Origin of the sequence: Streptomyces sp. CRCS-T-1, from assembly GCF_024442335.1 — a bacterium.
GTDB lineage: Bacteria > Actinomycetota > Actinomycetes > Streptomycetales > Streptomycetaceae > Streptomyces > Streptomyces koelreuteriae.
In genome coordinates this window covers 4,058,813-4,082,208 of record NZ_CP101651.1, presented here as the reverse complement: position 1 = coordinate 4,082,208, position 23,396 = coordinate 4,058,813, and the positions used below count along the sequence as shown (strand labels likewise).

The 23,396-nt window shown below is 70.1% G+C and carries 22 protein-coding genes; 9 read left to right on the top strand and 13 right to left on the bottom strand.

The features are described from left to right. Nucleotides 1-111: 111 nt before the first annotated feature. Together NNW99_RS18405 and NNW99_RS18400 are read left to right on the top strand one after the other, a co-directional pair. Nucleotides 112-762: a GntR family transcriptional regulator gene (locus NNW99_RS18405; RefSeq protein WP_215120235.1), complete on the top strand. Its 651-nt coding sequence runs from the start codon at nucleotides 112-114 to the stop codon at nucleotides 760-762. Continuing rightward, entirely contained in the window at nucleotides 759-2,054 is a 1,296-nt protein-coding gene (locus NNW99_RS18400; protein ID WP_215120234.1) for a nitrate/nitrite transporter, read from the top strand. Before NNW99_RS18405 ends, NNW99_RS18400 begins: the two co-directional genes overlap by 4 nt. Before the next feature lie 6 nt (nucleotides 2,055-2,060). On the opposite strand, the gene NNW99_RS18395 is transcribed toward NNW99_RS18400, so the two are convergent. Then, on the bottom strand, nucleotides 2,061-2,801 hold the full coding sequence (locus NNW99_RS18395) for a cyclopropane-fatty-acyl-phospholipid synthase family protein (protein WP_215120233.1): 741 nt from the start codon (nucleotides 2,799-2,801) through the stop codon (nucleotides 2,061-2,063). 163 nt (nucleotides 2,802-2,964) lie between these two features. Then, nucleotides 2,965-3,789: a maleylpyruvate isomerase family mycothiol-dependent enzyme gene (locus tag NNW99_RS18390; protein WP_215120232.1), complete on the bottom strand. Its 825-nt coding sequence runs from the start codon at nucleotides 3,787-3,789 to the stop codon at nucleotides 2,965-2,967. Between the two features lie 193 nt (nucleotides 3,790-3,982). Here NNW99_RS18390 and NNW99_RS18385 point away from each other — a divergent pair, with 193 nt between their 5' ends. After that, the gene (locus NNW99_RS18385; RefSeq protein ID WP_215120231.1) at nucleotides 3,983-4,780 is read left to right on the top strand and encodes a carbon-nitrogen family hydrolase; all 798 of its coding nucleotides are present in this window, start codon (nucleotides 3,983-3,985) and stop codon (nucleotides 4,778-4,780) included. 21 nt (nucleotides 4,781-4,801) lie between these two features. On the opposite strand, the gene NNW99_RS18380 is transcribed toward NNW99_RS18385, so the two are convergent. Both NNW99_RS18380 and NNW99_RS18375 read right to left on the bottom strand, forming a co-directional pair. Then, nucleotides 4,802-5,293: an LURP-one-related/scramblase family protein gene (locus NNW99_RS18380; protein WP_215120230.1), complete on the bottom strand. Its 492-nt coding sequence runs from the start codon at nucleotides 5,291-5,293 to the stop codon at nucleotides 4,802-4,804. After that, the gene (locus NNW99_RS18375; protein WP_215120229.1) at nucleotides 5,290-6,282 is read right to left on the bottom strand and encodes a GlxA family transcriptional regulator; all 993 of its coding nucleotides are present in this window, start codon (nucleotides 6,280-6,282) and stop codon (nucleotides 5,290-5,292) included. The genes NNW99_RS18380 and NNW99_RS18375 overlap by 4 nt, the downstream gene beginning before the upstream one ends. Before the next feature lie 52 nt (nucleotides 6,283-6,334). Here NNW99_RS18375 and NNW99_RS18370 point away from each other — a divergent pair, with 52 nt between their 5' ends. From NNW99_RS18370 to NNW99_RS18360, 3 genes are all read left to right on the top strand, one after another. After that, nucleotides 6,335-6,727 carry a cupin domain-containing protein gene (locus NNW99_RS18370; protein WP_215120228.1) on the top strand — a complete coding sequence of 131 codons (393 nt, stop codon included), beginning with the start codon at nucleotides 6,335-6,337 and terminating at the stop codon, nucleotides 6,725-6,727. Nucleotides 6,728-6,795: 68 nt separating this feature from the next. After that, nucleotides 6,796-8,070: a recombinase family protein gene (locus tag NNW99_RS18365; RefSeq protein ID WP_215120227.1), complete on the top strand. Its 1,275-nt coding sequence runs from the start codon at nucleotides 6,796-6,798 to the stop codon at nucleotides 8,068-8,070. Nucleotides 8,071-8,082: 12 nt separating this feature from the next. Next, nucleotides 8,083-9,888, top strand: coding sequence for an NHL domain-containing thioredoxin family protein (locus tag NNW99_RS18360; RefSeq protein WP_215120226.1), 1,806 nt, complete (start codon nucleotides 8,083-8,085; stop codon nucleotides 9,886-9,888). Between the two features lie 12 nt (nucleotides 9,889-9,900). On the opposite strand, the gene NNW99_RS18355 is transcribed toward NNW99_RS18360, so the two are convergent. The 4 genes from NNW99_RS18355 to NNW99_RS18340 all read right to left on the bottom strand — a co-directional run bounded on the left by NNW99_RS18355 (nucleotide 9,901) and on the right by NNW99_RS18340 (nucleotide 14,493). Continuing rightward, nucleotides 9,901-10,149, bottom strand: a complete 249-nt coding sequence (locus tag NNW99_RS18355; RefSeq protein ID WP_184594045.1) for a DUF6458 family protein — start codon at nucleotides 10,147-10,149, stop codon at nucleotides 9,901-9,903. Between the two features lie 87 nt (nucleotides 10,150-10,236). After that, the gene (locus tag NNW99_RS18350) at nucleotides 10,237-11,586 is read right to left on the bottom strand and encodes a M18 family aminopeptidase (protein WP_255961289.1); all 1,350 of its coding nucleotides are present in this window, start codon (nucleotides 11,584-11,586) and stop codon (nucleotides 10,237-10,239) included. An 85-nt stretch (nucleotides 11,587-11,671) separates the two neighbouring features. Then, on the bottom strand, nucleotides 11,672-13,513 hold the full coding sequence (locus NNW99_RS18345) for an acyl-CoA dehydrogenase (protein ID WP_215120225.1): 1,842 nt from the start codon (nucleotides 13,511-13,513) through the stop codon (nucleotides 11,672-11,674). Nucleotides 13,514-13,647: 134 nt separating this feature from the next. After that, nucleotides 13,648-14,493, bottom strand: a complete 846-nt coding sequence (locus NNW99_RS18340) for an intradiol ring-cleavage dioxygenase (RefSeq protein ID WP_215120224.1) — start codon at nucleotides 14,491-14,493, stop codon at nucleotides 13,648-13,650. 132 nt (nucleotides 14,494-14,625) lie between these two features. On the opposite strand from NNW99_RS18340, the gene NNW99_RS18335 reads away from it, so the two are divergent. Further along, nucleotides 14,626-15,093: an SseB family protein gene (locus NNW99_RS18335; protein WP_215120223.1), complete on the top strand. Its 468-nt coding sequence runs from the start codon at nucleotides 14,626-14,628 to the stop codon at nucleotides 15,091-15,093. A 5-nt stretch (nucleotides 15,094-15,098) separates the two neighbouring features. Here the strand turns inward: NNW99_RS18335 and NNW99_RS18330 are convergent, their stop codons facing one another. After that, complete coding sequence (locus NNW99_RS18330; RefSeq protein ID WP_215120222.1) at nucleotides 15,099-15,839, bottom strand: TetR/AcrR family transcriptional regulator C-terminal domain-containing protein; 741 nt, start codon at nucleotides 15,837-15,839, stop codon at nucleotides 15,099-15,101. Between the two features lie 144 nt (nucleotides 15,840-15,983). Between NNW99_RS18330 and NNW99_RS18325 the strand changes: the two genes are divergently transcribed. Both NNW99_RS18325 and NNW99_RS18320 read left to right on the top strand, forming a co-directional pair. Beyond that, nucleotides 15,984-17,483 carry an MFS transporter gene (locus NNW99_RS18325; RefSeq protein ID WP_215120221.1) on the top strand — a complete coding sequence of 500 codons (1,500 nt, stop codon included), beginning with the start codon at nucleotides 15,984-15,986 and terminating at the stop codon, nucleotides 17,481-17,483. Between the two features lie 183 nt (nucleotides 17,484-17,666). Further along, nucleotides 17,667-18,638: a pirin family protein gene (locus NNW99_RS18320; protein WP_215120220.1), complete on the top strand. Its 972-nt coding sequence runs from the start codon at nucleotides 17,667-17,669 to the stop codon at nucleotides 18,636-18,638. A gap of 81 nt (nucleotides 18,639-18,719) precedes the next feature. On the opposite strand, the gene NNW99_RS18315 is transcribed toward NNW99_RS18320, so the two are convergent. From NNW99_RS18315 to NNW99_RS18295, 4 genes are all read right to left on the bottom strand, one after another. After that, complete coding sequence (locus tag NNW99_RS18315; protein ID WP_370869205.1) at nucleotides 18,720-19,502, bottom strand: Bro-N domain-containing protein; 783 nt, start codon at nucleotides 19,500-19,502, stop codon at nucleotides 18,720-18,722. Between the two features lie 544 nt (nucleotides 19,503-20,046). Then, nucleotides 20,047-20,340, bottom strand: a complete 294-nt coding sequence (locus NNW99_RS18305; RefSeq protein WP_215120218.1) for a DUF397 domain-containing protein — start codon at nucleotides 20,338-20,340, stop codon at nucleotides 20,047-20,049. Next, nucleotides 20,318-21,166 (bottom strand): helix-turn-helix transcriptional regulator, encoded by an 849-nt coding sequence (locus NNW99_RS18300; RefSeq protein ID WP_215120217.1) that lies wholly within the window; start codon nucleotides 21,164-21,166, stop codon nucleotides 20,318-20,320. Before NNW99_RS18300 ends, NNW99_RS18305 begins: the two co-directional genes overlap by 23 nt. Before the next feature lie 58 nt (nucleotides 21,167-21,224). Beyond that, the gene (locus tag NNW99_RS18295; RefSeq protein WP_215120216.1) at nucleotides 21,225-23,333 is read right to left on the bottom strand and encodes a SpoIIE family protein phosphatase; all 2,109 of its coding nucleotides are present in this window, start codon (nucleotides 23,331-23,333) and stop codon (nucleotides 21,225-21,227) included. Between the last annotated feature and the right edge of the window lie 63 nt (nucleotides 23,334-23,396).

The window sequence follows — 23,396 nt, the reverse complement described above, 5'->3', positions numbered from 1 at the left end:
GTTGCCGAGGGGGACCCGCCGTTTGCCACAGACGTGTGACATTCGAGGGCGCGTGAGTCCGCATCCTGGACGCATACATCCATGCGTACCTGTTGTATCTATGCTGTCGGCATGACCCTGGCCGTGAAGCACCCGCCCGCCGCCGACCGCGTGTACACCCACGTGAAACAGGGCGTCCTGGAGCGCCGCTACGAGGGCGGGACCCTGCTCACCGAGGGCGAGCTCGCCGAGGCCGTCGGGGTCTCCCGCACCCCGGTGCGCGAGGCACTGCTCCGGCTGGAGGTCGAGGGGCTGATCAGGCTCTACCCGAAGAAGGGCGCCCTCGTGCTGCCCGTCTCCGCGCAGGAGATCGCCGACGTCGTGGAGACCCGGCTGCTCGTCGAGGAACACGCGGCGCGCAAGGCCGTACCCGCGCCCCCCGGGCTCATCGAGCGCCTCGAAGCGCTCCTCGCCCGGCAGAAGGAGCAGGCCGCCGCCGGAGACCTCGCCGCGGCCGCCGTCACCGACCGCTGCTTCCACGCCGAGATCGTCCGCAGCGGCGGCAACGAGATCCTCTCCCGCCTCTACGACCAACTCCGCGACCGCCAGCTCCGCATGGGCGTCGCCGTCATGCACTCGCACCCCGACCGGATCGCCAAGACCCTCACCGAACACGAGGAGATCCTTCAAGCGCTGCGCTCCGGGGACGCCGAGGCGGCCGTCGGGCTCGTCCACCGCCACGTCAGCTGGTTCTCGCACCTGGCCCGGGGGGAGGTCCGATGAGCGCCGGCACCCTGCCGGGCGATCCACCGGGCGGCCGGCGCGCCCTTGCCGTCTGGGGCACGGGCGTCTCGGTCTACTTCGTCGCGGTCATCTTCCGCACGTCCCTGGGCGTGGCCGGCCTCGACGCCGCCGACCGCTTCCACGTCAACGCCTCGGCCCTGTCCACCTTCTCCATCCTCCAGCTGCTGGTCTACGCGGGCATGCAGATACCCGTCGGCCTGCTCGTGGACCGGCTCGGCACCAAGAAGGTGCTGGCCCTCGGGGCGGTGCTGTTCACGGCCGGGCAGCTCGGCTTCGCGTTCTCCCCGTCGTACGGCATGGCCCTCGCCTCCCGGGCGCTGCTCGGCTGCGGTGACGCGCTGACCTTCATCAGCGTGCTGCGGCTGGGCACCCGGTGGTTCCCCGCCCGGCGCGGGCCGCTCGTCGCCCAGTTCGCGGGACTGGTGGGCATGGCCGGCAACCTCGTCTCCACGCTCGTCCTGGCCCGGCTGCTGCACGGCATCGGCTGGACGGCCGCGTTCGCGGGCAGCGCGGTCGCCGGGGCCGTCGTGCTCGTGCTGGTGCTGCTGTTCCTGAAGGACCACCCGGAGGGCCACGAGCCGGAGCCGCTCCCGCACCAGGGCGCGGCCTACGTACGGCGCCAGATCGCCGCCTCCTGGCGGGAGCCGGGGACCCGGCTCGGCATGTGGGTGCACTTCACGACCCAGTTCCCCGCGATGGTCTTCCTGCTGCTGTGGGGCCTGCCGTTCCTGGTCGAGGCGCAGGGCCTGTCCCGCGCCACGGCCGGTGAACTCCTCACGCTCGTCGTGCTGTCGAACATGGGCGTCGGCATGGTCTACGGCCAGATCGTCGCCCGGCACCACGAGGCGCGACTGCCGATCGCGCTCGGCACGGTCGGCACGACGGCGGCCCTGTGGGCGGCGACGCTCGCCTACCCCGGCGAGCACGCCCCGATGTGGCTGCTGATCGCGCTGTGCACGGTCCTCGGGGCGTGCGGGCCCGCGTCGATGATCGGCTTCGACTTCGCCCGCCCGGCGAACCCGCCCGAGCGCCAGGGCACCGCCTCCGGCATCACCAACATGGGCGGCTTCGTGGCCTCCATGACCACGCTGTTCGCCGTCGGTGTCCTGCTGGACGCCACTGGCGGCGACTACACCGTCGCCTTCTCGGCGGTGTTCCTGCTCCAGGCCCTCGGGGTCACCCAGATCCTGCGCCTGCGCAAGCGCGCCATCCGACGCGAGCGGGAACGCCTGGTGGCGAGCCGGGTCGAGACGGTGCACGTCCCCGCGTGACGTACCTCAGACGGCCGGTACGAGGGTGAGGTAGGCCAGCCCCAGAACGCCGCGGTACGTCAGCCACCGGCCGCGGTGCCGGTCCGCGCGCTCCCTGGTCTCGGCCGCGAGCGGATGCCCGGGGTGCTCGGCGAGCCACACCTCGACGTCCGCGAGATACGCCGACTCGAACTCCTCCCATTCGTCGAGGCTCGCGGTCTCCGTCCACTCCGGCCTGAACCCGGCCTCGATCGCCAGGTCCACGAGGGACGCGAGGTCGGGGTGGTCGGTGACGGCGGCGTCCGGCCACATCCGGGACAGTTCGGCTGGGGTCGGGGTGCGCTGCCAGAACCCCTCACCGAGCAGGACCCGACCGCCGTCGGCGACGCGCAGACGGAGTTCCTTCAGGGCCTCGGGGAGCCGGTCGCCGAGGGCCTGGCTCGCGCCGAGGCACAGGACGAGATCGGCCGGTTCGTGGGGTGTCTCGGTCGCGGACCCCTCGACGAGACGGACCCGCTCGGCGAGGCCCCGTGCGGCGGCGGCCTCGCGGCCCCGGGCCAGGGCCTCCGTGTCGATGTCCATGCCGGTGCCGGTGGCTCGGGGGGTCGTGGTCAGGATGCGGAGCATGAGTTCTGCCCAGCCGCAGCCGATGTCCAGGACGGTGGTGGGGGTGTTGGCGGACAGGCGGGTGACGAGTTGGTCGGCCCTTGTTTCGGAGAGGGGGCCGTGGAAGGTGAGGCGGGTGTGGCGGGGTGGGGTGGTGGTCATGGGCGGGACGCTACGGGGGGTGGTGGGCTCGGGGCATGGGGTTTTCGGGCCCGGGGAGTTGGGGCTGGGGCCGGGTGGGTGCGCAGCTCGGCGCGACGAGGTGCCGCTGCGCCCACCCGTGCCGCCCCTAGCGGCACGCATGCCCGCAGCTGGGGGGTGCGGCCTACTGGGTCACCGTGAAGTTGTGCAGGATTGCCGCCGTCAGGTCCGGGTCGCCCTCCGTCTTGATGCGGTCCGTCACCGCCTCCGGTGTCACGCGGCCGCAGGCCAGGCGGACGTAGGTTTCCCAGTCGAGGGTGAGGGTCGCGGCGGGGCCGAGGGCGGGGGCCGTTTCGAGGGTGCCGCGGCCCTGGATGTCGACGCGGATCGTGCGCAGGAACTCGAGGGGGCCGTGCACGTCGAAGACGACGGCCGAGCTGCGCGGCGCCTGCGCGTTCTCGGCGACCACGCGCGGGAGTTCGGAGAGCAGCACGTCACGGGCGATGTGCGCGCCGGGGGAGTCGAGGTTGCCGGGCCGGCCGAGGGCGGTGCGCAGGTCCTGCTCGTGCATCCACACGTCGAAGGCGTGCCGCCGCATGGACTCCTCGAGGGTCAGCTCCGTGCCGAGCGGGCCGCGCACCTTCGTGCCCGGGTCGCGCGACTCGTTCCGCAGCTGGCGGTTGCGGCGGATGATCACGTACTCCAGCTCGGAGGTCATCTCCGGCGACGTGTGGTGACGGCGGACGTCGACCTGCATCTCCATGTAGCGCTGGTGGTCGTTCGTCACGTGGAAGAGGTCGCGCGGGAGGGTGTGGATGGGGCGCGGGTCGCCGAGCATCTCGCAGTCCAGGCCGATGACATGGGAGACCACGTCCCGCACCGACCACCCGGGGCACGGCGTCCGCCGGTTCCACTCGGCCTCCGCGAGCGGCTGGAGCAGCTCGGATATCGCATCGATGGAGTGGGTCCAGGCGTCGGCGTAGGGCTGGAGGGTGGGATGCAGACTCACGGAACGGGACCCCTCGGCGGTCGGTGCACGGGCAGGTGGTGGCGGCGTTGCCAGTGGGAGGTGGCGGCTGTCGGCGGGTGTCTTGGCAGCTAAGTTACGCTGCTGTGAGGCACCCCGGCAGTGCTTTCGTGTGACGATCGTAGGCCCGGGGGGACGCCCATGTGGACGGGTCGAATGCCAGGACGGTGGTAGTGTGCGCGCCTCTGTGATCCAGATCGCCGTAGATGAGGGCGAATCGGTCGAATCGCGCCGATGGCGGGTGGCGTCGCTCGTCCGGGAGCAGGCCGGTGCCGATCTCGTCGTCCTGCCGGAGCTGTGGACCACGGGCGCCTTCGCCTACGAGGAGTTCGGGCGCGAGGCCGAGCCGCTCGACGGGCCGACGTACGAGGCGATGGCGAAGGCCGCGAGCGACGCGGGCGTGTGGCTGCACGCGGGCTCCATCCCCGAGCGCGACCCCGAGGGTCCCCTGTACAACACCTCCCTCGTCTTCTCCCCCTCCGGCGACCTGGCCGCCGCCTACCGCAAGATCCACCGCTTCGGCTTCGACAAGGGCGAGGCCGTGCTGATGGGCGCGGGTGCCGAGCTGGTGACGGTGCGTCTGCCGGGGACCGTCCTGGGCCTGTCCACCTGCTACGACCTCCGTTTCCCCGAACTCTTCCGCTCTCTCGTCGACGCCGGTGCCGAGACGCTCGTGGTGTCGGCGGGCTGGCCGGAGCGCCGCCGGTCCCACTGGACGCTGCTGGCCCAGGCACGGGCCGTCGAGAACCAGTCGTTCGTCGTCGCGTGTGGAACGGCCGGGACGCACGCCGGAGTTCCCCAGGCCGGTCACTCGATCGTGGTCGATCCCTGGGGCGAGGTGCTGGCCGAGGCCGGCGCCGACGAGGAGGTCCTCACGGTGGAGTTCGACCCGGGGAAGGTCGCGACGACACGGGAGCAGTTCCCGGCGCTGAAGGACCGCCTGCTGGGCCTGGAGCCCCCGCGCAGGCCGTAGGGCCGCGACCGCCTCAGGACCTCAGTCCTCCCGTTCCTTCTCCGCCAGGTGGATGACACACACCGCCACCGCGATCAGCAGCGCCGGATCGGCGTCCTCGCGGACGACGTCCACGCCGTAGGTGTCCCGCAGCGTCAGCCAGCGCCGTGAGATCACCGCCAGCAGCTCACCGTCGTACTCGACGGCGAACTCCCGGTCGAGGATCTTGCCGCTCACATCCAGCTCATTGCCGTCCGCCAGCGACACCCGATAGTGGTTGCGCAGCAGGGACAGCCGCTTCCTGCGGATCGTCGCCAGCGGCTCCCCGGCCCGCTGCAGCACCATCGTGTCGCGCAGGGCGAGCATCTTCTGATGGATGTCCACGAGCACCCGCCCCTGGACGTCCTTCAGCTCCCAGGTGTCCCGCAGCCGCAACGCCTTGCCGTCGACGAGGAACACCTTGCTGCCGCGCTCGTCCTCGATCCAGTAGTCATCACCGAAACCGAGAAGCCGGTCATACACGAGAAATCTCATGAGACCAGGGCTTCCCCCTGGCCCGTTCCGAAACGCCGCCGATAGGCCGACGGGCTGAGTCCTGTCGCCCGACGCACGCGCGTGCGCAGGTGGGCGGCCGTACCGAGCCCGCTGCGGGCCGCCACCACGTCCAGCCGTTCCTCACCCCGCTCGATCAGCCGGCAGGCCAGCGCGACGCGCTCCCCGGTCAGCCAGGCGAGTGGTGTCGTCCCCAGTTGAGCGCGGAACCGGCGGTGAAGGGTGGCGGGGCTGACCCGCGCGCGTGCGGCCAGGTCCGCCACCGTCAGCGGCTCACCCAGCCGCTCCTGCGCCCACGCCAGCAGCGGGGCCAGGGACTCGTCCGGCACGTCCGGGACGGGCCGCTCCACGAACTGCCGCTGCCCGCCGTCCCGGTGCGCGGCGAACACCAGCCGCCGGGAAACGTGGTTGGCGATCTCGGCGCCGTGGTCACGCCGTACGACGTGCAGCCCCAGGTCCAGTGCGGAGGCGCTGCCTGAGGCGGTGAGGATGTCGCCGTCGTCCACGAACAGCACGTCCGGCTCCAGCCCGACCTGCGGAAACCGTGCCCGGAAGGACTCCGCCCACATCCAGTGGCAGGCCGCACGGCGCCCGTCCAGCAGCCCGGCCTCCGCGATCGTGAACGCACCCGAGCAGAACCCGACGAGTCGCGCGCCACGCGCGTGTGCCCGGCGTACCACGTCCAGGACACGCGGCGCCCGGGGCGTGCCGGTGTCGGGCCGGTTCGGCACGATCAGGGTGTCCGCCTCCTCGGCGGCCTCCAGTCCGGCGACCCCGGTCAGGGTGAAGAAGCCGTCCCGCATGCGCGTGTGCGGTGCCGCGGCACACAGCCGGAAGTCGTACAGCTCCCGCCCGAGCTCCGGCCTGGACAGCCCGAAGATCTCGATGGCGCAGCTCATCTCGAAGGGGTTCGAGTTCTCGTCCACCAGCAGGACGACTCGGTGCGGGCGGTGCGAGGATCCTTTCGGCATGTGCGATTCCTAGCACTCGCGCGGGACGTACGGCACCCCGGAGGATCCCCTCATGACCCAGGAACCCGTCTCACTCGCCCACGCCCTGGCCTCCTTCTCCCAGCGGTGGAGCCCCCGGATCGTCGCCGCCGTCAACGACTACGACGTCCGCGTCGCCAAGGTCGAGGGCGAGCACGTCTGGCACGTCCACGAGCACACCGACGAGTTCTTCCTCGTGCTCGACGGCGAACTGCACATCGGCCTGCGGGAGCCGGCCGGGGAACGCACGGTCGTGCTCCCCAAGGGCAGCGTCTTCACCGTCCCGCGCGGCACCGAGCACAAGCCCTGCGCCCCCGTCCCGACCGCGATCCTCATGTTCGAACCCACCGGCACCCTCACCGTCGGCGACCGCCACGACGAGGTCCCGGACCATGTGGACGCCACGACGGGGCATGCGCTGACCTGACAGTCACGGAAGTTCATTACCTTTGACACTCATGTTCGTTCACAGAGTGAGCAACTCTGGGAGGGGACATGAGGCAACCGGATATCAGCGCAGACCTGTACTTACGGCTTTCCGTGGACCGGGAGGGAAAGACTGCCATCGAGCGGCAGGAGGCCGACTGCCGTGCTTGGGCCGCACGGCACGGGCTGGTGGTTCGCCAGGTACACGTCGACCGGGGCCGCTCCGGCTACAAGGACGTGACCCGCAAGGGCTTCGAGGCTGCCAGAGCGGCTGTGACCTCAGGGGCTGTCCGGACGCTGATCGTGTGGAAGCTGGATCGCCTCAGTCGCAAGGGCACAGCGGAAGTCGGACCCCTCCTGGACGAGTTCGACTTGAACCACAGCCGACTGGTCTCCGTCATGGACGGCCTGGATTCGAGCTCGCCCGGAGACAGGCTCGCCATGGCCTCACTGTCGGAGTGGGCACGAGCCGAGGCGGAGACCCAGGGTGAACGCATCCGGCATGCCAAGCAGTACCTGCGCAGCCGGGGGCGGTGGATCGGAGGGCAGCCGCCTTACGGACTCCGCGTCGACGCCGCGTCGGGGCAGCTGACGCCCGACCCCGAGACCGCTGTGTACGCACGCCTGATCGCGGACGAGGCCCTCTCCGGGCGCCCGCTGGTGAAGATCGCCAGGCTGCTGAATGAGTATGAGATCGCCGCGCCCAGAGGAGGTCTTTGGCAAGTGGGGTCACTGTCTCAACTGCTCCGGGCCCCGGCCTTCGCCGGACTGCTGCCCGAAACGGAGACTGTGTGGGACGAGAAACGCGACTGCCGCAGGTACACAAGCGTTGTCCGGCCCTATCTGGATCCGCAGACGGGGCAACCGGTCATGGTCGGCGAAGGAATTGTCACTCTGAAGGAACAACAGCGGATCGTCGCGGAACTGGAATCCAGAACCCGCCTGCGAGGCGACGGCGTCAAGCGGCCTGTGCGGGGACCGGCCCACTTGCTGACCGGACTGCTGTACTGCGATGCCGAGGGCTGTGGAGCGCGCATGAGCAGGAACGGGACGTCGTACGTGTGCCAGGGTGTGCGATTGGGACACACATGCCCGGGAGCACGGGCGATGGCCACCAGCGTCGAAGCGGCCGTAGTGGCTGCGGTGCTCGTCCGACAACCGGGGGTGGCGGCGGAGTGGAACGACGGAGACATTTCGCGGAAGCGGGCGCTGCTGTTCGAAGTGGTGGAGAGGGTTTGGGTCACCAGAGCTGAAGGAAGAGGCCGACGGTTCGAGCCGGACAAGCGGCTTCGGATCGTCTGGGCTGCCGAAGGATCGCACGGAGGAGCCTCCCACCAGGTGTGATTGGCTGGGGTCATGGCAAAGCGTGCACGAGTCCGTGCCCCCGAGCTCATCGGCAAGGGCGGATGGATCAACACAGGGGACAAGGAGCTCAGCCTTGCGGAGTTCCGCGGCCGGATCATAATTGTTGATTTCTGGACATTTTGTTGCGTGAACTGTCTGCACGTCCTGGACGAGCTCCGGGAGCTCGAGGAGAAGCACCGGGACACGGTCGTCGTCATCGGGGTGCACTCGCCGAAGTTCGTGCATGAGGCCGAGCATCAGGCGGTCGTCGATGCCGTGGAGCGGTACGGGGTGGAGCACCCGGTGCTCGACGACCCGGAGCTCGCGACGTGGAAGCAGTACGCCGTGCGGGCCTGGCCGACGCTCGTCGTGATCGACCCCGAGGGGTATGTGGTCGCGCAGCACGCCGGTGAGGGGCATGTGCACGCCATTGAGCGGCTGGTCGAGGAGCTGGAGACCGAGCACGCCGTCAAGGGCACGCTGCGGCGCGGGGACGGGCCGTATGTGGCGCCGGAGCCGGAGCCGACGGCGCTGCGGTTCCCGGGGAAGGCCGTGCCGCTGCCGAGCGGGAACTTCCTGGTCAGCGACACCACCCGGCATCAGCTGGTGGAGCTCGCCGAGGACGGCGAGAGCGTGGTGCGCAGGATCGGGTCCGGGGCGCGCGGGTTCGCCGACGGCGGCGCAGGCACCGCCGCCTTCAGCGAGCCGCAGGGGCTCGCCCTGCTCGACGACGGCTCCGTGGTCGTCGCCGACACCGTCAATCACGCGCTGCGGCGGCTGGACCTCACCACCGGCGAGGTCACCACCCTCGCCGGCACGGGCCGTCAGTGGTGGCAGGGCTCGCCCACCTCGGGCCCGGCCCGCGAGGTCGACCTCTCCTCCCCCTGGGACGTCGCCCGGTGGCAGGAGAAGATCTGGATCGCCATGGCCGGTGTGCATCAGCTGTGGGTGTACGACCCGGTCGAGGGGACGGTGGCCGTCGCCGCCGGGACCACCAACGAAGGGCTGGTGGACGGGCCGGGCGGTGAGGCCTGGTTCGCGCAGCCGTCCGGGCTGGCCGCGACCCCGGAGCGGCTCTGGCTCGCCGACTCGGAGACGTCGGCCCTGCGCTGGGTGGAGCCCGACGGTTCCGTGCACACGGCCGTCGGCACCGGTCTGTTCGACTTCGGGCATCGGGACGGCGCCGCCGAACAGGCCCTGTTGCAGCACCCGTTGGGTGTCACCGCGTTGCCGGACGGATCCGTCGCCGTCTCCGACACCTACAACCACGCCCTGCGCCGCTACGACCCGGCGACCGGTGAGGTGACGACCCTGGCCACGGACCTGCGCGAGCCCAGCGACGCGGTGCTCGTCGGCGACGACATCGTGGTCGTGGAGTCCGCCCGGCACCGGCTGACCCGGCTGCGGCTGCCCGAGGAGGCCGTGCAGGTGCCGGACGTGGCCCACCGCACGCAGCGGGAGCCCACCGAGGTCGCCCCCGGCCGGCTCCGACTGGACGTGATCTTCCAGGCCCCGGCGGGCCAGAAGCTGGACACCCGCTACGGGCCCTCGACCCGCCTGCTCGTCTCCTCCACCCCGCCGGAGCTGCTGCGCAGCGGCGAGGGCGCGGGAACCGATCTCTCCCGCGCCCTCGAACTCGACCCTGCCGTGGAGGAGGGTGTGCTGCACATCTCCGCGATGGCCGCCTCCTGTGACGACGACCCGTCGAACGAGTACCCCGCATGTCACGTCCACCAGCAGGACTGGGGCGTACCCGTCCGCCTCACCGAGGCGGGGACGGACCGGCTCCCGCTGGTGCTGGCCGGGCTGGACGCCTGATCCGCCAGGGCGTCACACTCCGTATCCGTCGCTGTAGCCGTCGCGCGTGTGGCGCCGTCCGTCGTCCGCGACCGGCGTCGTGGGGGGCACCACCACGCGCCGGCGCCTCGCGATGCTGCTGAACGTCGTGACTCCGATCAGTCCGACGATCATCAGAATGATGCCGACCAGGTCGAGGTTGACCCCCTGCATGTCCCAGTCGGTCGCGAACGTGAGGATGGCTCCCACGGCGATGAGGATGATGCATCCGCCGAGGCCCATGATGTGTCGCCTCCCTGTACGGCCCGGTCCTTCCGGCCCGCACACCGAGTACCCCCGTGCGGAACACCCATGCGGTGACGGCCTGTTCTACCTCTCCAGAAACGCCGTCAGGGCGTTCGCGAGGAGGAACGGGTCGTCGGCGCCGCACAGTTCGCGGGCGCTGTGCATCGACAGGATGGCCACGCCGATGTCGACGGTCTTGATGCCGTGCCGGGCGGCGGTGATCGGGCCGATCGTGGTGCCGCAGGGCATGGCGTTGTTGGAGACGAAGGACTGGAACGGCACGCCGGCCGCCTCGCAGGCCGCCGTGAACTCCGCGCGGCCCGAACCGTCCGTGGCATAGCGGTTGTTGACGTTGACCTTGAGGATCGGGCCGCCGTTGACACGTGGGTGGTGCGTCGGGTCGTGCCGCTCCGCGTAGTTGGGGTGGACGGCGTGGCCCGTGTCGGAGGACAGGCAGACCGTGCCGGCGAAGGCGCGGGCGCGGTCCTCGTAGGAGCCGCCGCGGGCGAACACCGAGCGCTCCAGCACGCTGCCGAGCAGCGGCCCGTCCGCGCCGGTGTCCGACTGGGAGCCGTTCTCCTCGTGGTCGAAGGCGGCCAGGACCGGGATGGACGCCAGGCTCGACGCGCCGGAGGCCACGGCGGCGAGGGCCGCCGTACCGGCGTGCACCGAGAGCAGGTTGTCCATGCGCGGGCCCGCCAGCAGCTCGCGGTCGCGGCCCAGGTAGGCGGGCGGTTCCACGGAGTGCGTCATGAGGTCCCAGCCGGTGACCTCGCCCGCGGGGATGCCGGCCGTCTCCTCCAGGAAGGCGATCAGGTCGCCGTCGCGCACGTCGTTGCCCAGGCCCCAGATCGGCTGCATGTGCCGCTGCTTGTCGAGCTTGAGGCCGTCCGCCGTCACCGTGCGGTCCAGGTGGATGGCGAGCTGCGGGACGCGCAGCAGCGGCCGGTCCACGTCGACCAGGCGCGTCGAGCCGTCGCGCAGGGTCAGCCGCCCGGCGAGACCCAGGTCGCGGTCCAGCCAGGAGTTGAGCAGCGGCCCGCCGTAGATCTCCACGGCCACCTGGCGCCAGCCGTGCGCCCCGCTGTCGGGGAGCGGCTTGACGCGCAGGTTGGGGGAGTCGGTGTGGGCGCCGACGATCCGGAACGGCGTGTGGGGCGCGGCGCCCTCCGGCACGTACCAGGCGACGATCGCGCCGCCGCGCAGCACGTACTTGCCGCCGCTCGTCCCCTCCCAGGCGTCCGTCTCCGCGACCTGCCGGAAGCCCGCCTTCTCCAGCCGCTCGGCGGCGGTCGCCACGGCGTGATACGGCGACGGGCTCGCCGTCAGGAAGCTCATGAGGTCGTCGGTGTGGCCGCGGTCGAAAGTAAGAGGTGCGCGCGAAGCGCTCGCTGCAAGGGCGGCGGTGGGAGACGGGCGGGCTGGTTCGGTCATGGGTTCACCTTAACGACGGACGAGGGCCCGTTCCCGGGGAAGGGAACAGGCCCTCGAACAGAGAGACGGAGAGAGGCGTCCGGGACTAGAACGCGGCCTCGTCCAGGTCCATCAGGTCCAGCTCGACGCCCTCGGCGATCTTGCGGGACAGGGTGACGCCGGGCAGGACGTTGGCCGCGAAGAACTTCGCTGCGGCGATCTTGCCCTGGTAGAAGGCCGTGTCCTTGGCGGAGATCGCCTTGGTGGAGGCGGCCTCCAGCTTCTCGGCGGCGACCGAGGCGCCCTTGAGCAGGAGGTAGCCGACGATGACGTCGCCGGAGGCCATCAGCAGGCGGGTCGTGTTGAGCCCGACCTTGTAGATGTTCTTGACGTCCTGCTCGGTGGCCGCGAGGTCGGTCAGCATCAGGCCGACGATGGCCTCCAGCTCGACGGCCGCCTTGGCGAGGTGCTCACGGGCCGACGACAGCTCCTCGCCGCCGGTGCCCACGGCCAGGAACTTCTTGATGTCCTCGGCGAGGGAGTTCAGCGCGGCGCCCTGGTTGCGGACGATCTTCCGGAAGAAGAAGTCCTGGCCCTGGATCGCCGTGGTGCCCTCGTAGAGGGTGTCGATCTTGGAGTCCCGGATGTACTGCTCGATCGGGTACTCCTGCAGGAAGCCGGAGCCGCCGAAGGTCTGCAGCGACTGGGCGAGCTGCTCGTAGCCCTTCTCGGAGCCGTAGCCCTTGACGATGGGCAGGAGCAGGTCGTTCAGGGCCTCCAGGGCGGAGATGTCCTCGCCCGCGGCCTCCTTGACCTGGATCTCGTCCTGGATGGAGGCGGTGTAGAGGACCAGCGCGCGCATGCCCTCCGCGTACGCCTTCTGCGTCATCAGCGAGCGGCGCACGTCGGGGTGGTGGGTGACGGTGACCTTGGGCGCGGTCTTGTCCATGAAGTTCGCGAGGTCCGGGCCCTGGACGCGCTCCTTGGCGTACTCCAGCGCGTTCAGGTAGCCCGTGGAGAGCGTGGAGATCGCCTTCGTGCCGACCATCATGCGGGCGAACTCGATGATGCGGAACATCTGGCGGATGCCGTCGTGCTTGTCGCCGATCAGCCAGCCCTTGGCGGGGTGCTGGTCGCCGAAGGTCATCTCGCAGGTGTTGGAGGCCTTCAGGCCCATCTTGTGCTCGACGTTGGTGGCGTAGGCGCCGTTGCGCTCGCCCAGCTCGCCGGTCTCGAAGTCGAAGAGGTACTTCGGGACGAGGAAGAGGGAGAGGCCCTTGGTGCCGGGGCCGGCGCCCTCGGGGCGGGCCAGCACGTAGTGGAGGATGTTCTCCGACATGTCGTGCTCACCGGAGGTGATGAAGCGCTTCACGCCCTCGATGTGCCAGGAGCCGTCGTCCTGCTGGACGGCCTTGGTGCGGCCGGCGCCCACGTCGGAGCCCGCGTCGGGCTCGGTGAGCACCATCGTGGAGCCCCACTGCTTCTCCGTGGCGAACTTGGCTATGTGCTTCTGGACCTCGTTGCCCTCCTCGAAGAGGATGCCGGCGAAGGCCGGGCCCGAGGAGTACATCCACACGGCCGGGTTGGCGCCCAGGATCAGCTCGGCGTACGCCCAGATCAGGGAGCGGGGCGAGGTGGTGCCGCCGATCTCCTCGGGCAGGCCGAGGCGCCAGTACTCGGAGTCCATGAAGGCCTGGTAGCTCTTCTTGAAGGATGCGGGGACCGGCGCGGTGTTGGTCTCCGGGTCGAAGACCGGCGGGTTGCGGTCGGCGTCGATGAAGGACTCGGCCAGCTCGTTCTCCGAGAGGCGGGTCAGCTCCTCCAGGATGCTCTTCGCGGTCTCGACGTCCATCTCCTCGAACGGACCGGTGCCGTACAGCTTGTCTCGCCCGAGTACTTCGAAGAGGTTGAACTCGATGTCGCGGAGATTCGACTTGTAGTGCCCCATGGCGACGGCTCCCGGCTCCGTAGAGAGATCGGCGAGGCACTGGATCCTCGCGCTAGTTCACGTACCAACAAGTAGCTACGATGATGCTACCCGTCGGTAATAAGAAGCAACCCCAACCTGTCATCTGTGACAGGTCACACCGGAACGGTCAGTGTCGCGGTGTAGCCGCCCCCGCCGTCCCCGCCCCCGCCGCTCCCCGTACCGCCCTTCATCGCGGCCAGTTGCCGCTCGTGCCCGTCGCCGAAGACGCCGTCGCTCTCCAGGGAGAGACCGCTCAGGTTCCGGACGCTCTCCTCGTAGCCGTCCGTGGCGTACACCGCCTCGCAGACGTCCTTCGGGAAGGCGAGCTGCGAGGTGTTCGTGATCGCCGTGGTCGCCGTGGCGTCGGCCAGGCTGGCGTAGACCTCGAAGTGGATGTGCGGCCAGCGGCCCTGGTAGCAGCCGGGGAAGACGCTGGTGAAGGTGACCCGCCCCGCGTCGTCGGTCTCCTGGACGCCGCGCAGGTAGTTCTCCTCGGTGACGCCCTCCGAGTACAGGGAGTAGGCGCCGTCCCGGTCGCAGTGCCAGACGTAGACGGCCGCTCCCCGCTTCGGGGCGCCGCAGCCGGAGGCCGCGTCCACCACCGTCAGCGTGATCGTCAGGGGTATGCCCTCGGCGGTGCCGCCCGCGGAGTCGCCGAAGCTCCGTGTGATGTCGCGGCGGACGACCCCGCTCTCCTTCAGGACGTTCACGCCGTTCGACCCGTCGCCCGGGAAGGGGCCGGCCGTCTCCTCGGGGATCTCCGCGCAGGCGCCGGACTCGCCGGACGTGCCGGACGACGAGGGCGACGCCGAGTTCTTCTCCTCCTGCGTGCAGCCCACCAACGGGATCAGCCCCGCGCCCGCCATCAGCCGGATCATCCGGCGGCGGGCCAGGACGGGGAGGTCGTAGGAGAGGCCTCTGTCGTGTTCGTGGCGGTCCTCGGCATGGCGTCCGTTCATGACACCGACGCTATGAGCGGCGGCCGCGGCAATCCATAGCCGCGGCTGTCAAGTCGCTGTCGAGTCACTGTCGATTCGCCAGGGCCGGTGTACCGGCCCTGGCGCCCCGCCGCTCTCGGTACGCTTGCGCCCATGTACGGCTACGACCAGACAGCGGGCCCGCAAGGGCAGTACGCCCCTCCGCAGCAGCCGATGTCCGGCGGGTACGGGCAGCAGCCGCCGCTGTACCCCGAGCCGTCCCCGCCTTCGCTCACGGACGCGGTGCGCGCGTTCACGACCGGGCAGATGGCGGCGGAGGATTTCCAGCAGGCCTTCGCGACGTCGAAGGTCTACTGCCCGCGCGGCGACAACCCCGGCTTCCTCGCGCTGCACAACACCCAGCAGCCGGTGATCCCGATGTTCAGCACCCTCAAGGAGCTGCGCCGGTACGCGGGCAAGGAGTCCAAGTACTTCGTGATCACCGGTTCCGAGGTGCTGGACCTGCTGCCGACCGGCTACGGGTTCGTCCTCGACATGGAGGGCGAGCACCGGATGGTGTTCGACGCGAAGGCCGTCGAGCAGATGGTCGAGTTCGCGATGCGCCGGATGTACGGCGGCTGACCTGCCTATTTCGGCAGGCGTAGCGCCAGGCCGTCCAGGACGACCTCCAGGCCGTAGGTGAATTTGTCGTCCCGGATCTTGGCGGGGTCGATGGTCTGGCCGGCGTTCCTCGCGTCGGCTGCCGCCAGGTGGTCGTAGTCGGCGGAGGCCTCCCGGGCCGCGGGCAGCAGCCGCGCGACGAACTCCGACTCGGTCTCGCCGGACCGGGCGACCGTGGTGAGCCAGGCGGCCTCCGTCGTGGACATGCCGATGACGTACGAGAAGACCGCGTCGATCGCGCGGTCCGGCTCGGGGAACCCCGCCGCGGTGAACAGCGCCGCGAGCCGCTCGGAGAAGGTCATGTAGTTGGGCCCGAGGTAGGCGAGCCCGGCCTGGCCCAGGACCAGGGTCAGCCAGGGGTGCCGTAGCGCCGTCGTACGGAAGGACCCCGCGGCCTCGGTCACCGCCGCGCGCCAGTCGGGGCCGCTGGCCTGGGGGACGTGGATCTCGGCGGCGACCTCGTCCACCGCCAGCTCCATCAGCTCGTCCTTCGTGGCGACGTGCCGGTACAGGGAGGTCGCGCCGGCGTTCAGGCGGGCGCCGAGCTTGCGCATGCTGAGCGCCTCGATGCCGTCGGCGTCGAGCATCGCGATCGCCTCCCGCACGATCGCGTCCCTGCTGAGCGCGGGCTGGTCGGAGCGGCGCTGCTCGCGGGTCCATACGGATGGGATCGGGTTCTTCTCCGTCGTCTTCGTGCTCTTCGGCATCGACACTCCTCCTGGCGCTCGGCTCCGGCCCTGTGCGAACAGCGTGCGCATTCAGCGTACAGAACTCAAGGGTTGCGCACACTGTTCCGCTGTGCGTACAGTGTGCGCATCGAAGGAACGGTGTTCGCGGGAGGGGAAACGGAAATGGACGCTCGTAATCCACGCCGCTGGTGGATCCTGGTGGTGCTCTGCCTCAGCACGCTCGTGCTGGTCGTCGACAACATGGCGCTGACGGTGGCGGTGCCCACGCTGACCGAGGACATCGGGGCGAGCGCCCAGAGCATGCAGTGGATCCTCGACTCCTACATCCTGGTCTTCGCCGGACTGCTGCTGACCTCGGGAAGCCTGGGAGACCGCTTCGGGCGCCGGAAGGTGATGCTGATCGGCCTGCTGCTCTTCGGGGCGGCCTCGATGGGGGCGGTGTTCTGCTCCACTCCCGGTGAGCTGATCGCGGTGCGGATCGTGATGGGGGTCGGCGGTGCGCTGATCATGCCGTCGACGCTGTCCATCCTGATCACCGTCTTCGAGGAGGACGAGCGGCCCAAGGCGATGGCGGCCTGGGGTTCGGTGTCGATGCTGGGGCTGGTCGGCAGCCCGGTCCTCGGCGGTGTGCTGATCGACCACTTCGCCTGGCAGGCCGTCTTCCTGATCAACGTGCCGATCGTCGCGCTGGCGCTGCTGGCCGGTGTGCTGCTGATGCCGGAGTCCAAGGCGCCGTGGCAGAAGCCGGACCCGCTGGGCGCGGTGCTGTCCGCGGTGGGCATGACGGCCCTGGTCTGGTGGATCATCGAGATTCCGCAGCACGGCGCCTTCGAAGGCCGCTCCCTGCTCGTCCTGGCCGTCGCGGTGGCCGCCCTGGCCGGCTTCGTGATCTGGGAGAACGTCACCGCCTCGCCGATGGTCCCGCTGGTCCTCTTCAAGAACCGCAACTTCAGCGGGGGCTCGCTCTCCCTGTCGCTCGTCCAGATCGGCAACGCCGGACTGCTGCTGGTCCTGACCCAGTACCTCCAGTTCGTGCTCGGCTACTCCGCCGTCAAGGCGGGCCTGGCCTTCCTGCCGCTGGCCGTGGCCGCGCTGGCCGGCAACGCCGCCGGGGCCCAGCTCGCCGTGAAGGCCGGCAACCGGGTCGTCATCCTCGCCGGGATGCTGCTGATGGCCGCCTCCTTCGGGCTGCTGACCACGCTCAGCGCCGACAGCGGGTTCACCGTCCCGGCCGTGGCGCTCGGGATCCTGGGCCTCGGTGCGGGCCTCGCGATGCCGGCCGCGGTGGCCGCGCTGATGGGCACCATCCCCGAGGACAAGGCGGGCGTCGGCTCGGCCCTCAACGACACGATCCAGCAGTCCGGCACCGCCCTCGGTATCGCGATCCTCGGCTCCCTGCTCTCCAGCGGCTACGCCGACGCGATGCCGGCCGGCGCCCCCGAGCAGGCCAAGGAGTCGATCGGCGGGGCCCTGGCGGTCGCCGGAGGTGACGCGGGTCTGGTCCGGGCGGCCCGTGAGGCCTTCACCGCCTCGATGTCGACGACCTTCACGATCAGCGCGATCGGTGTCCTGGCGGCGGCCGTGGTGGCCACGCTGGTGATGCGGGACCGCAAGGCCGAGCCCTCCGGGGCCGAGAATGAGGAGCACCGGCTGGCTGCCTGACCTCGGCGGACGAAGGCCGGCACCCCACTGCGGGGTGTCGGCCTTCCGTCATGCCGGTGTCCGTATCGGTCTCCCGGGGTTCGGGCCGTCCTCCGCTGGGAATGTCCTCCCGGTTTTCTCTGTTTGGGGTGGCAGAAAGTTCAACGCTCAACTAAACTTGGGCATACACGAGGAGGAACCGACATGCCTGCAGTGACCGTCGAGAACCCGTTGACGCTGCCCCGCGTGACCGCGCCGACCGACGCCGTGGCACGTCCCGTGCTCGCCGTCACGACCGCTCCCAGCGGTTTCGAGGGCGAGGGCTTCCCGGTGCGCCGGGCGTTCGCGGGGATCAACTACCGTCATCTCGACCCGTTCATCATGATGGACCAGATGGGCGAGGTGGAGTACGCGCCGGGTGAGCCCAAGGGCACGCCCTGGCACCCGCACCGCGGCTTCGAGACCGTCACGTACATCATCGACGGGATCTTCGACCACCAGGACAGCCAGGGTGGCGGCGGCACCATCACCAACGGCGACACCCAGTGGATGACGGCCGGCTCGGGCCTGCTGCACATCGAGGCCCCACCGGAGCATCTCGTCATGTCCGGCGGGCTCTTCCACGGCCTCCAGCTGTGGGTGAACCTCCCGGCCAAGGACAAGATGATGGCGCCGAGGTACCAGGACATCAGGGGTGGAAACGTCCAACTGCTCACCACGCCCGACGGCGGGGCGCTGCTGCGGATCATCGCCGGTGAGCTGGACGGGCACGCGGGCCCGGGCGTCACGCACACCCCGATCACGATGGTCCACGCGACCCTCGCGCCGGGTGCGGAGCTCACCCTGCCGTGGCGTGAGGACTTCAACGGCCTGGCGTACGTCCTGGCCGGCCGGGGCAGCGTCGGCGCGGACCGCCGCCCGGTCCACACGGGCCAGACGGCCGTCTTCGGCGCGGGCTCCTCGCTGACCGTCCGCGCGGACGAGAAGCAGGACTCCAACACGCCGGACATGGAAGTCGTCCTGCTCGGCGGCCAGCCGATCCGCGAACCCATGGCCCACTACGGCCCGTTCGTCATGAACACCCGTGAGGAACTCCAGCAGGCGTTCGAGGACTTCCAGAAGGGCCGACTGGGGACGATCCCGGCCGTGCACGGAATGACTGAGGGCGGCTTGTAGAGCCTCTGAGGCGGGTACGGTACGACACGGCCCGAAGCCGCAAGTTCCAGTTGCGACTTCGGGCCTGTCTTGTCGGTGTCGCTACGGCAGCACGTAGAACGGGGCGCCGTTCGGGGCGCGTCCCACCTGTCGTACGCATTCCTGCTCGGACAGCAGCTCAAGGCTGTCGTGGACGCGGTCGGTCGACAGGCCGGTGCAGACGGAGATCTCCTCCGCGCTGTAACCGGCGCCGCCGTGCAGCAGCGCCGGCGCCAGGTGGGCGGCCACCGCGTGGACGTCCTCGGTGACGACGAGGTTCCTGGCCTTCCAGTTGGCCAGAAGCTGCTGCGGTGTCAGCTCCGGGGCCTGGACCGGGCGGGCGCGGTCATTGGAGCGCCGAAGGGTCTGGGCGATGTCCCGGAGCGACTCGATGATCACGTTCTGCTTGGTGTCGATCCGCCGCAGTGCTTCGTCCGTCCGGCAGGCCCGCTCTTCGAGCCGGACGAGGGCGTCGGCGAGCTGCGGCGGTACGGCGTAGGCGGTGGGGGCGGTAGGGGCGGCGGGCTGTACCGGGGCCGGTTCCAGGGAGTAGGAGCCGTCGCGCTGGATGGTGGCGATGACTTCGGAGACCCAGGTCTTGAAGGGCTTGGCCGACGGTTTGGTGCATCCGTTGACCAAGTGGATCAGGCCCTGGAGGTCGACGACGTTCATGTCTCGCCGCCACTCCCGACCTGCGGGAACGCTGAGAGAGTATCCTCCAGTTACGCTCTCAAGCGTCTCTCGGTGCTCTGCGGGGACATGGTCCGCGAGAGTTTTCCGAGGGTTGCGGTACCCCAGCTCGTTGAGTACATCCGCCGAGGGGAACCAGTGCGTCCCGTCCGGCATCGTCAGCCTCCGCACGCGTGCCCCAGTGGCCGCGTACACGAAGTCGTTGATGTCGATCGCGTCTTTGCGCGAGTTGTTCTGCTCGTTCATCGAGCATCACCTCCGCGTCGGAACGTAGGCCCACGAAGGTGCAACTCACCTCGATAGCAAGGATGTTCACCCGTACGTGGACAGAAGCATCGATTCTGTCGACGGTGTGAGCCTTCACGCCCTCGATGAACGCGGAGCGCCATGCGGAACTCCGGCTTGGTGCAACCGTTGACGAAGCGGATCAGGCCCCGGAGATTCACGAGGCTCATGTCTCGCTGCCCCCTCCTGACCTGCTGGCACGTCGAGAGCGTGTCTCTGAAGCACACTCTCAACACTGGAGAACCAGTACGTCCCGTCAGGCCGTTGAGCAAGCGGATCAGACTCTGGAGATCGGCGACTTTCATGTCTCGCCGCCCACCTCGACTTGCGGGAACGCTGAGAGCGTGACCTCCAGTCACTGTCTCAAGAGTCTCTCGGTGCTCTGCGGGGACATGGTCCGCGAGAGTCGACCGCGTCAGCCCTTCACGTCCTCGATGAACGCCGACCACGCGGTGGTGCCGAAGAGCAGTGCCGGGCCGGTGGGGTTCTTGCTGTCGCGGACGGGGGTGAGGTCCGGGTGGCCGTCGGCGACCTCCAGGCAGCTGCCGTTGTCGCTGCCGCTGTGGCTGGACTTGCGCCAGCCGGTCAGGGTGGATGCGTTGAGGCGTGCGTCGGCGACCTCCACGCAGTCGCCGTTGTCGGGGCCGCTGTGGGTGGACTTGCGCCAGGCGATGAGGGCCGACGCGTCAGGAATGTGGTGGGCGCTCATGGTTGTCGTAGTCCTTCGCCACCGATGCGATCAGGTCGAGGGACGCCTCCGGCGGCAGCGCGGCGGCCCTAGCCAGATCGTAAGCGTCGCGGTACCGCCGGACCAGTGACGGATCGTCGGTCAGGGAGCCGGTGTACAGCGCCTCCACGTACGCCATGTCAGGTGCGTCGGAGAAACGCATCAGGCTCACCATGCTGCCCATGGCTGGGTGGGCTCCTGCGCCGAATGGGACCACCTGCACCATGATCCTGCCCGCGCGCCCCAACTCCACGATGTGCCGGAGCTGTTCGGCCATGACGGCCGGGCCGCCGACCACCGTCCGAATGACGTTCTCGCTCAGGATCATCCAGACCGTCGGGCTCTGCGGATTCTCCAGAATGCGAGCCCGCTCGACGCGGTTGGCGACCTTCTTGTCAAGGTCGGCTGCCGTGCTGTTCGGTCGGGCCACCTTGAGCGCGGCCCGAGCGTATGCCTTCGTCTGCAAGAGCCCCGGCACATAGGCGACCGCGAACTCCTCGATGAATACAGCAAGCCGCTCCGCCTCCGCCGCCTCCTGGAAGTGTTCCGCGAAACGGGCCTTGGCGAGGGTGTCTCGCCAGCGTTCGAAGAAGCCGTCCGTGCCGAGCACCTGGTCCAGGCGCTTGGCGTCCGCCGGGTTGGGGGTGCGGCGGCCGGCCTCGTAGTGGGCGATGAGGGACGGTGAGCACACGACCATCTCGGCCAGTTCGCCCTGGGTCAGGCCCGCTGTCTCGCGTCTGCGGCGCAGTTCGTCGCCGTAGCGCTGCTCGTTGGACTGCCTGCCCTGGGGCCCCGTTCGACCTGTCATTCTGTCAACGGTAGCCGCGCACAGTGACGCCTTGGATACGAAAAGTGAGATTCGTCGGCTACGACGACTCGTAGAGCTCGAACCAGATGCTCTTGCCCTGGCCCCTGGGGTCCACCCCCCAGGCGTGCGCGAGCAGTTCGATGAGGATGAGGCCGCGGCCGGAGGAGGCCAGCTCGCCTGGGCTGCGCTTGTGGGGCAGGTCGTCACCGCCGTCGGTGACTTCGATGCGCAGCCGTCGCTCCCCCACGTCGCCGGTGATCTCGGCGACGAGCAGCGCGTCGGAGTCGGTGTGCACGAGGACGTTCGTCAGCAGCTCGGACAGCAGCAGCACGGCCGAGTCGACCTGGTCCTGCGAGGACCAGTCGTGCAGCAGCTCGCGCAGTTGCTGGCGGGCCGCCCCGACCCGCTCGGGTTCGGCCTGCGCGACCGTCAGCACCGTACGTCGTACCGGGCGCACCGGGGTCATGGTGTCGCCGCACCCGCAGCCGTCGCCGTCCCGGCTGAGCAGCAGCATGGCGATGTCGTCCTCGCGGCGGTCGGCCAGCGGGCCGGTGGTGTGGTGCGAGGACGGGCCGTGCACGGCCTGTACGAGGGTGTCGGCGAGTTCCTCCAGGTCGCCCTTGTGCTCCTCCAGGATCACGCGCAGCCGCCGCCAGCCGGTGTCCAGGTCGTGCCCGCCGGTCTCGATCAGGCCGTCCGTGCAGATCAGCATGGTCTCGCCGGGCTCCAGCGCCAGCCGGGTCGTGGGGTAGTCGGCGTCCGGGTCGATGCCGAGCGGCAGGCCGCCCGACGTCGGCCGGGTCAGCACCGTGCCGTCGGCCATGCGGAACGCCGGGTCCGGGTGCCCGGCACGGGCGATGTCCAGCACCCCCGTCGCCGGGTCGACCTCGACGTACACGCAGGTCGCGAAGCGCGGGTCGGACGGGTCCTCGTCGCTGATGCCGTGCAGGAAGCGGGCGGCACGGGAGAGCACCGCGTCCGGGCGGTGGCCCTCCGAGGCGTAGGCCCGCAGGGCGATCCGCAGCTGGCCCATGAGGCCGGCCGCGTGAACGTCATGCCCCTGGACATCGCCGATGACCAGGGCGAATCGCCCGCTGGGCAGCGGGATCACGTCGTACCAGTCGCCGCCGACCTGGAGTCCGCCGCCGGTGGGGACGTAGCGGGCGGCCACGCTCATGCCCGGGATGCGCTGCGAACCGAGCCTCGGCAGCATGGTGCGCTGGAGCCCGTCGGTCAGTGCCCGTTCGCTCTCGGCCACGCCCGCCCGGGTGAGGGCCTGCGCCAGCATCCGCGCCACCGTCGCCAGCACGGACCGCTCGTCCGGTGTGAAGGCGACCGGATAGGTGAAGGCGGCCATCCACGCGCCCATCGTGCGGCCGGCCACGGTCAGCGGCAGGAACGCCCAGGACCGGCGGCCGAAGCGCTCGGCGAGCGGCCAGGTCAGCGGATAGCGGGCCTTGTACTGCTCGGGGGAGGACAGATACACGGCCCGGCCGGTGCGCGCGGCCTCGGCGGCCGGATAGTCCGTGTCCAGCGGCATGTCCGAGAACGGGCTGTCGTCGCCCATCTGTTGCCCGTGGTGGCCGATGATCGTCAGCCGGTCGCCCGCCACGCCGAACACCGCGAGGCCGTCCGGCGAGAATCCCGGCATCGACAGATTGGCCGTGACCCGCAGTACCTCCTGCGTGGAGCGCGCCTCGGCCAGCGCCCGGCCCGCGTCCAGCAGGAACGCCTCCCGGGAGCGCCGCCAGTCGCCGGTGACCGCGCTGCGCCCGGCCGCGGTGCCCGGCGTCGGCTCGGTGACCTCCTGGAGGGTGCCGATCAGCCGGTACGCCTTGTGGACCCGGTCGAAGGACGGCTTGGAGCGGCTGCGGACGATGCGGACGATCCGGCCCTGCTCGTCCATGACGCGGATCCGCACCTCGGCGAGGGTGCCCTCGGCGACGGCGAGCTGGACCACGCCGGTGATCTCGTTCCAGTCGACCGGGTGCAGCCGGGCCCGGGCCTGAGCCTCCGTGAGGCTGACCTGCTCGGCGGGCAGCCCGAGCAACCGTGCCGCCTCGGCGTCGACCGTGACCAGCCCGGTAGCGGTGTCCCAGTGCCAGAGGCCGGTCGCGAGGGCGGCGAGGGCCTCCCCCACGGCGGGCAGGGGCTCGCCAGTGCGCATTGGCCTACTTTAAGAAGAGGGAGTCGACCACTGCCACCGAAGACCGAACCATGCTCGATCGAC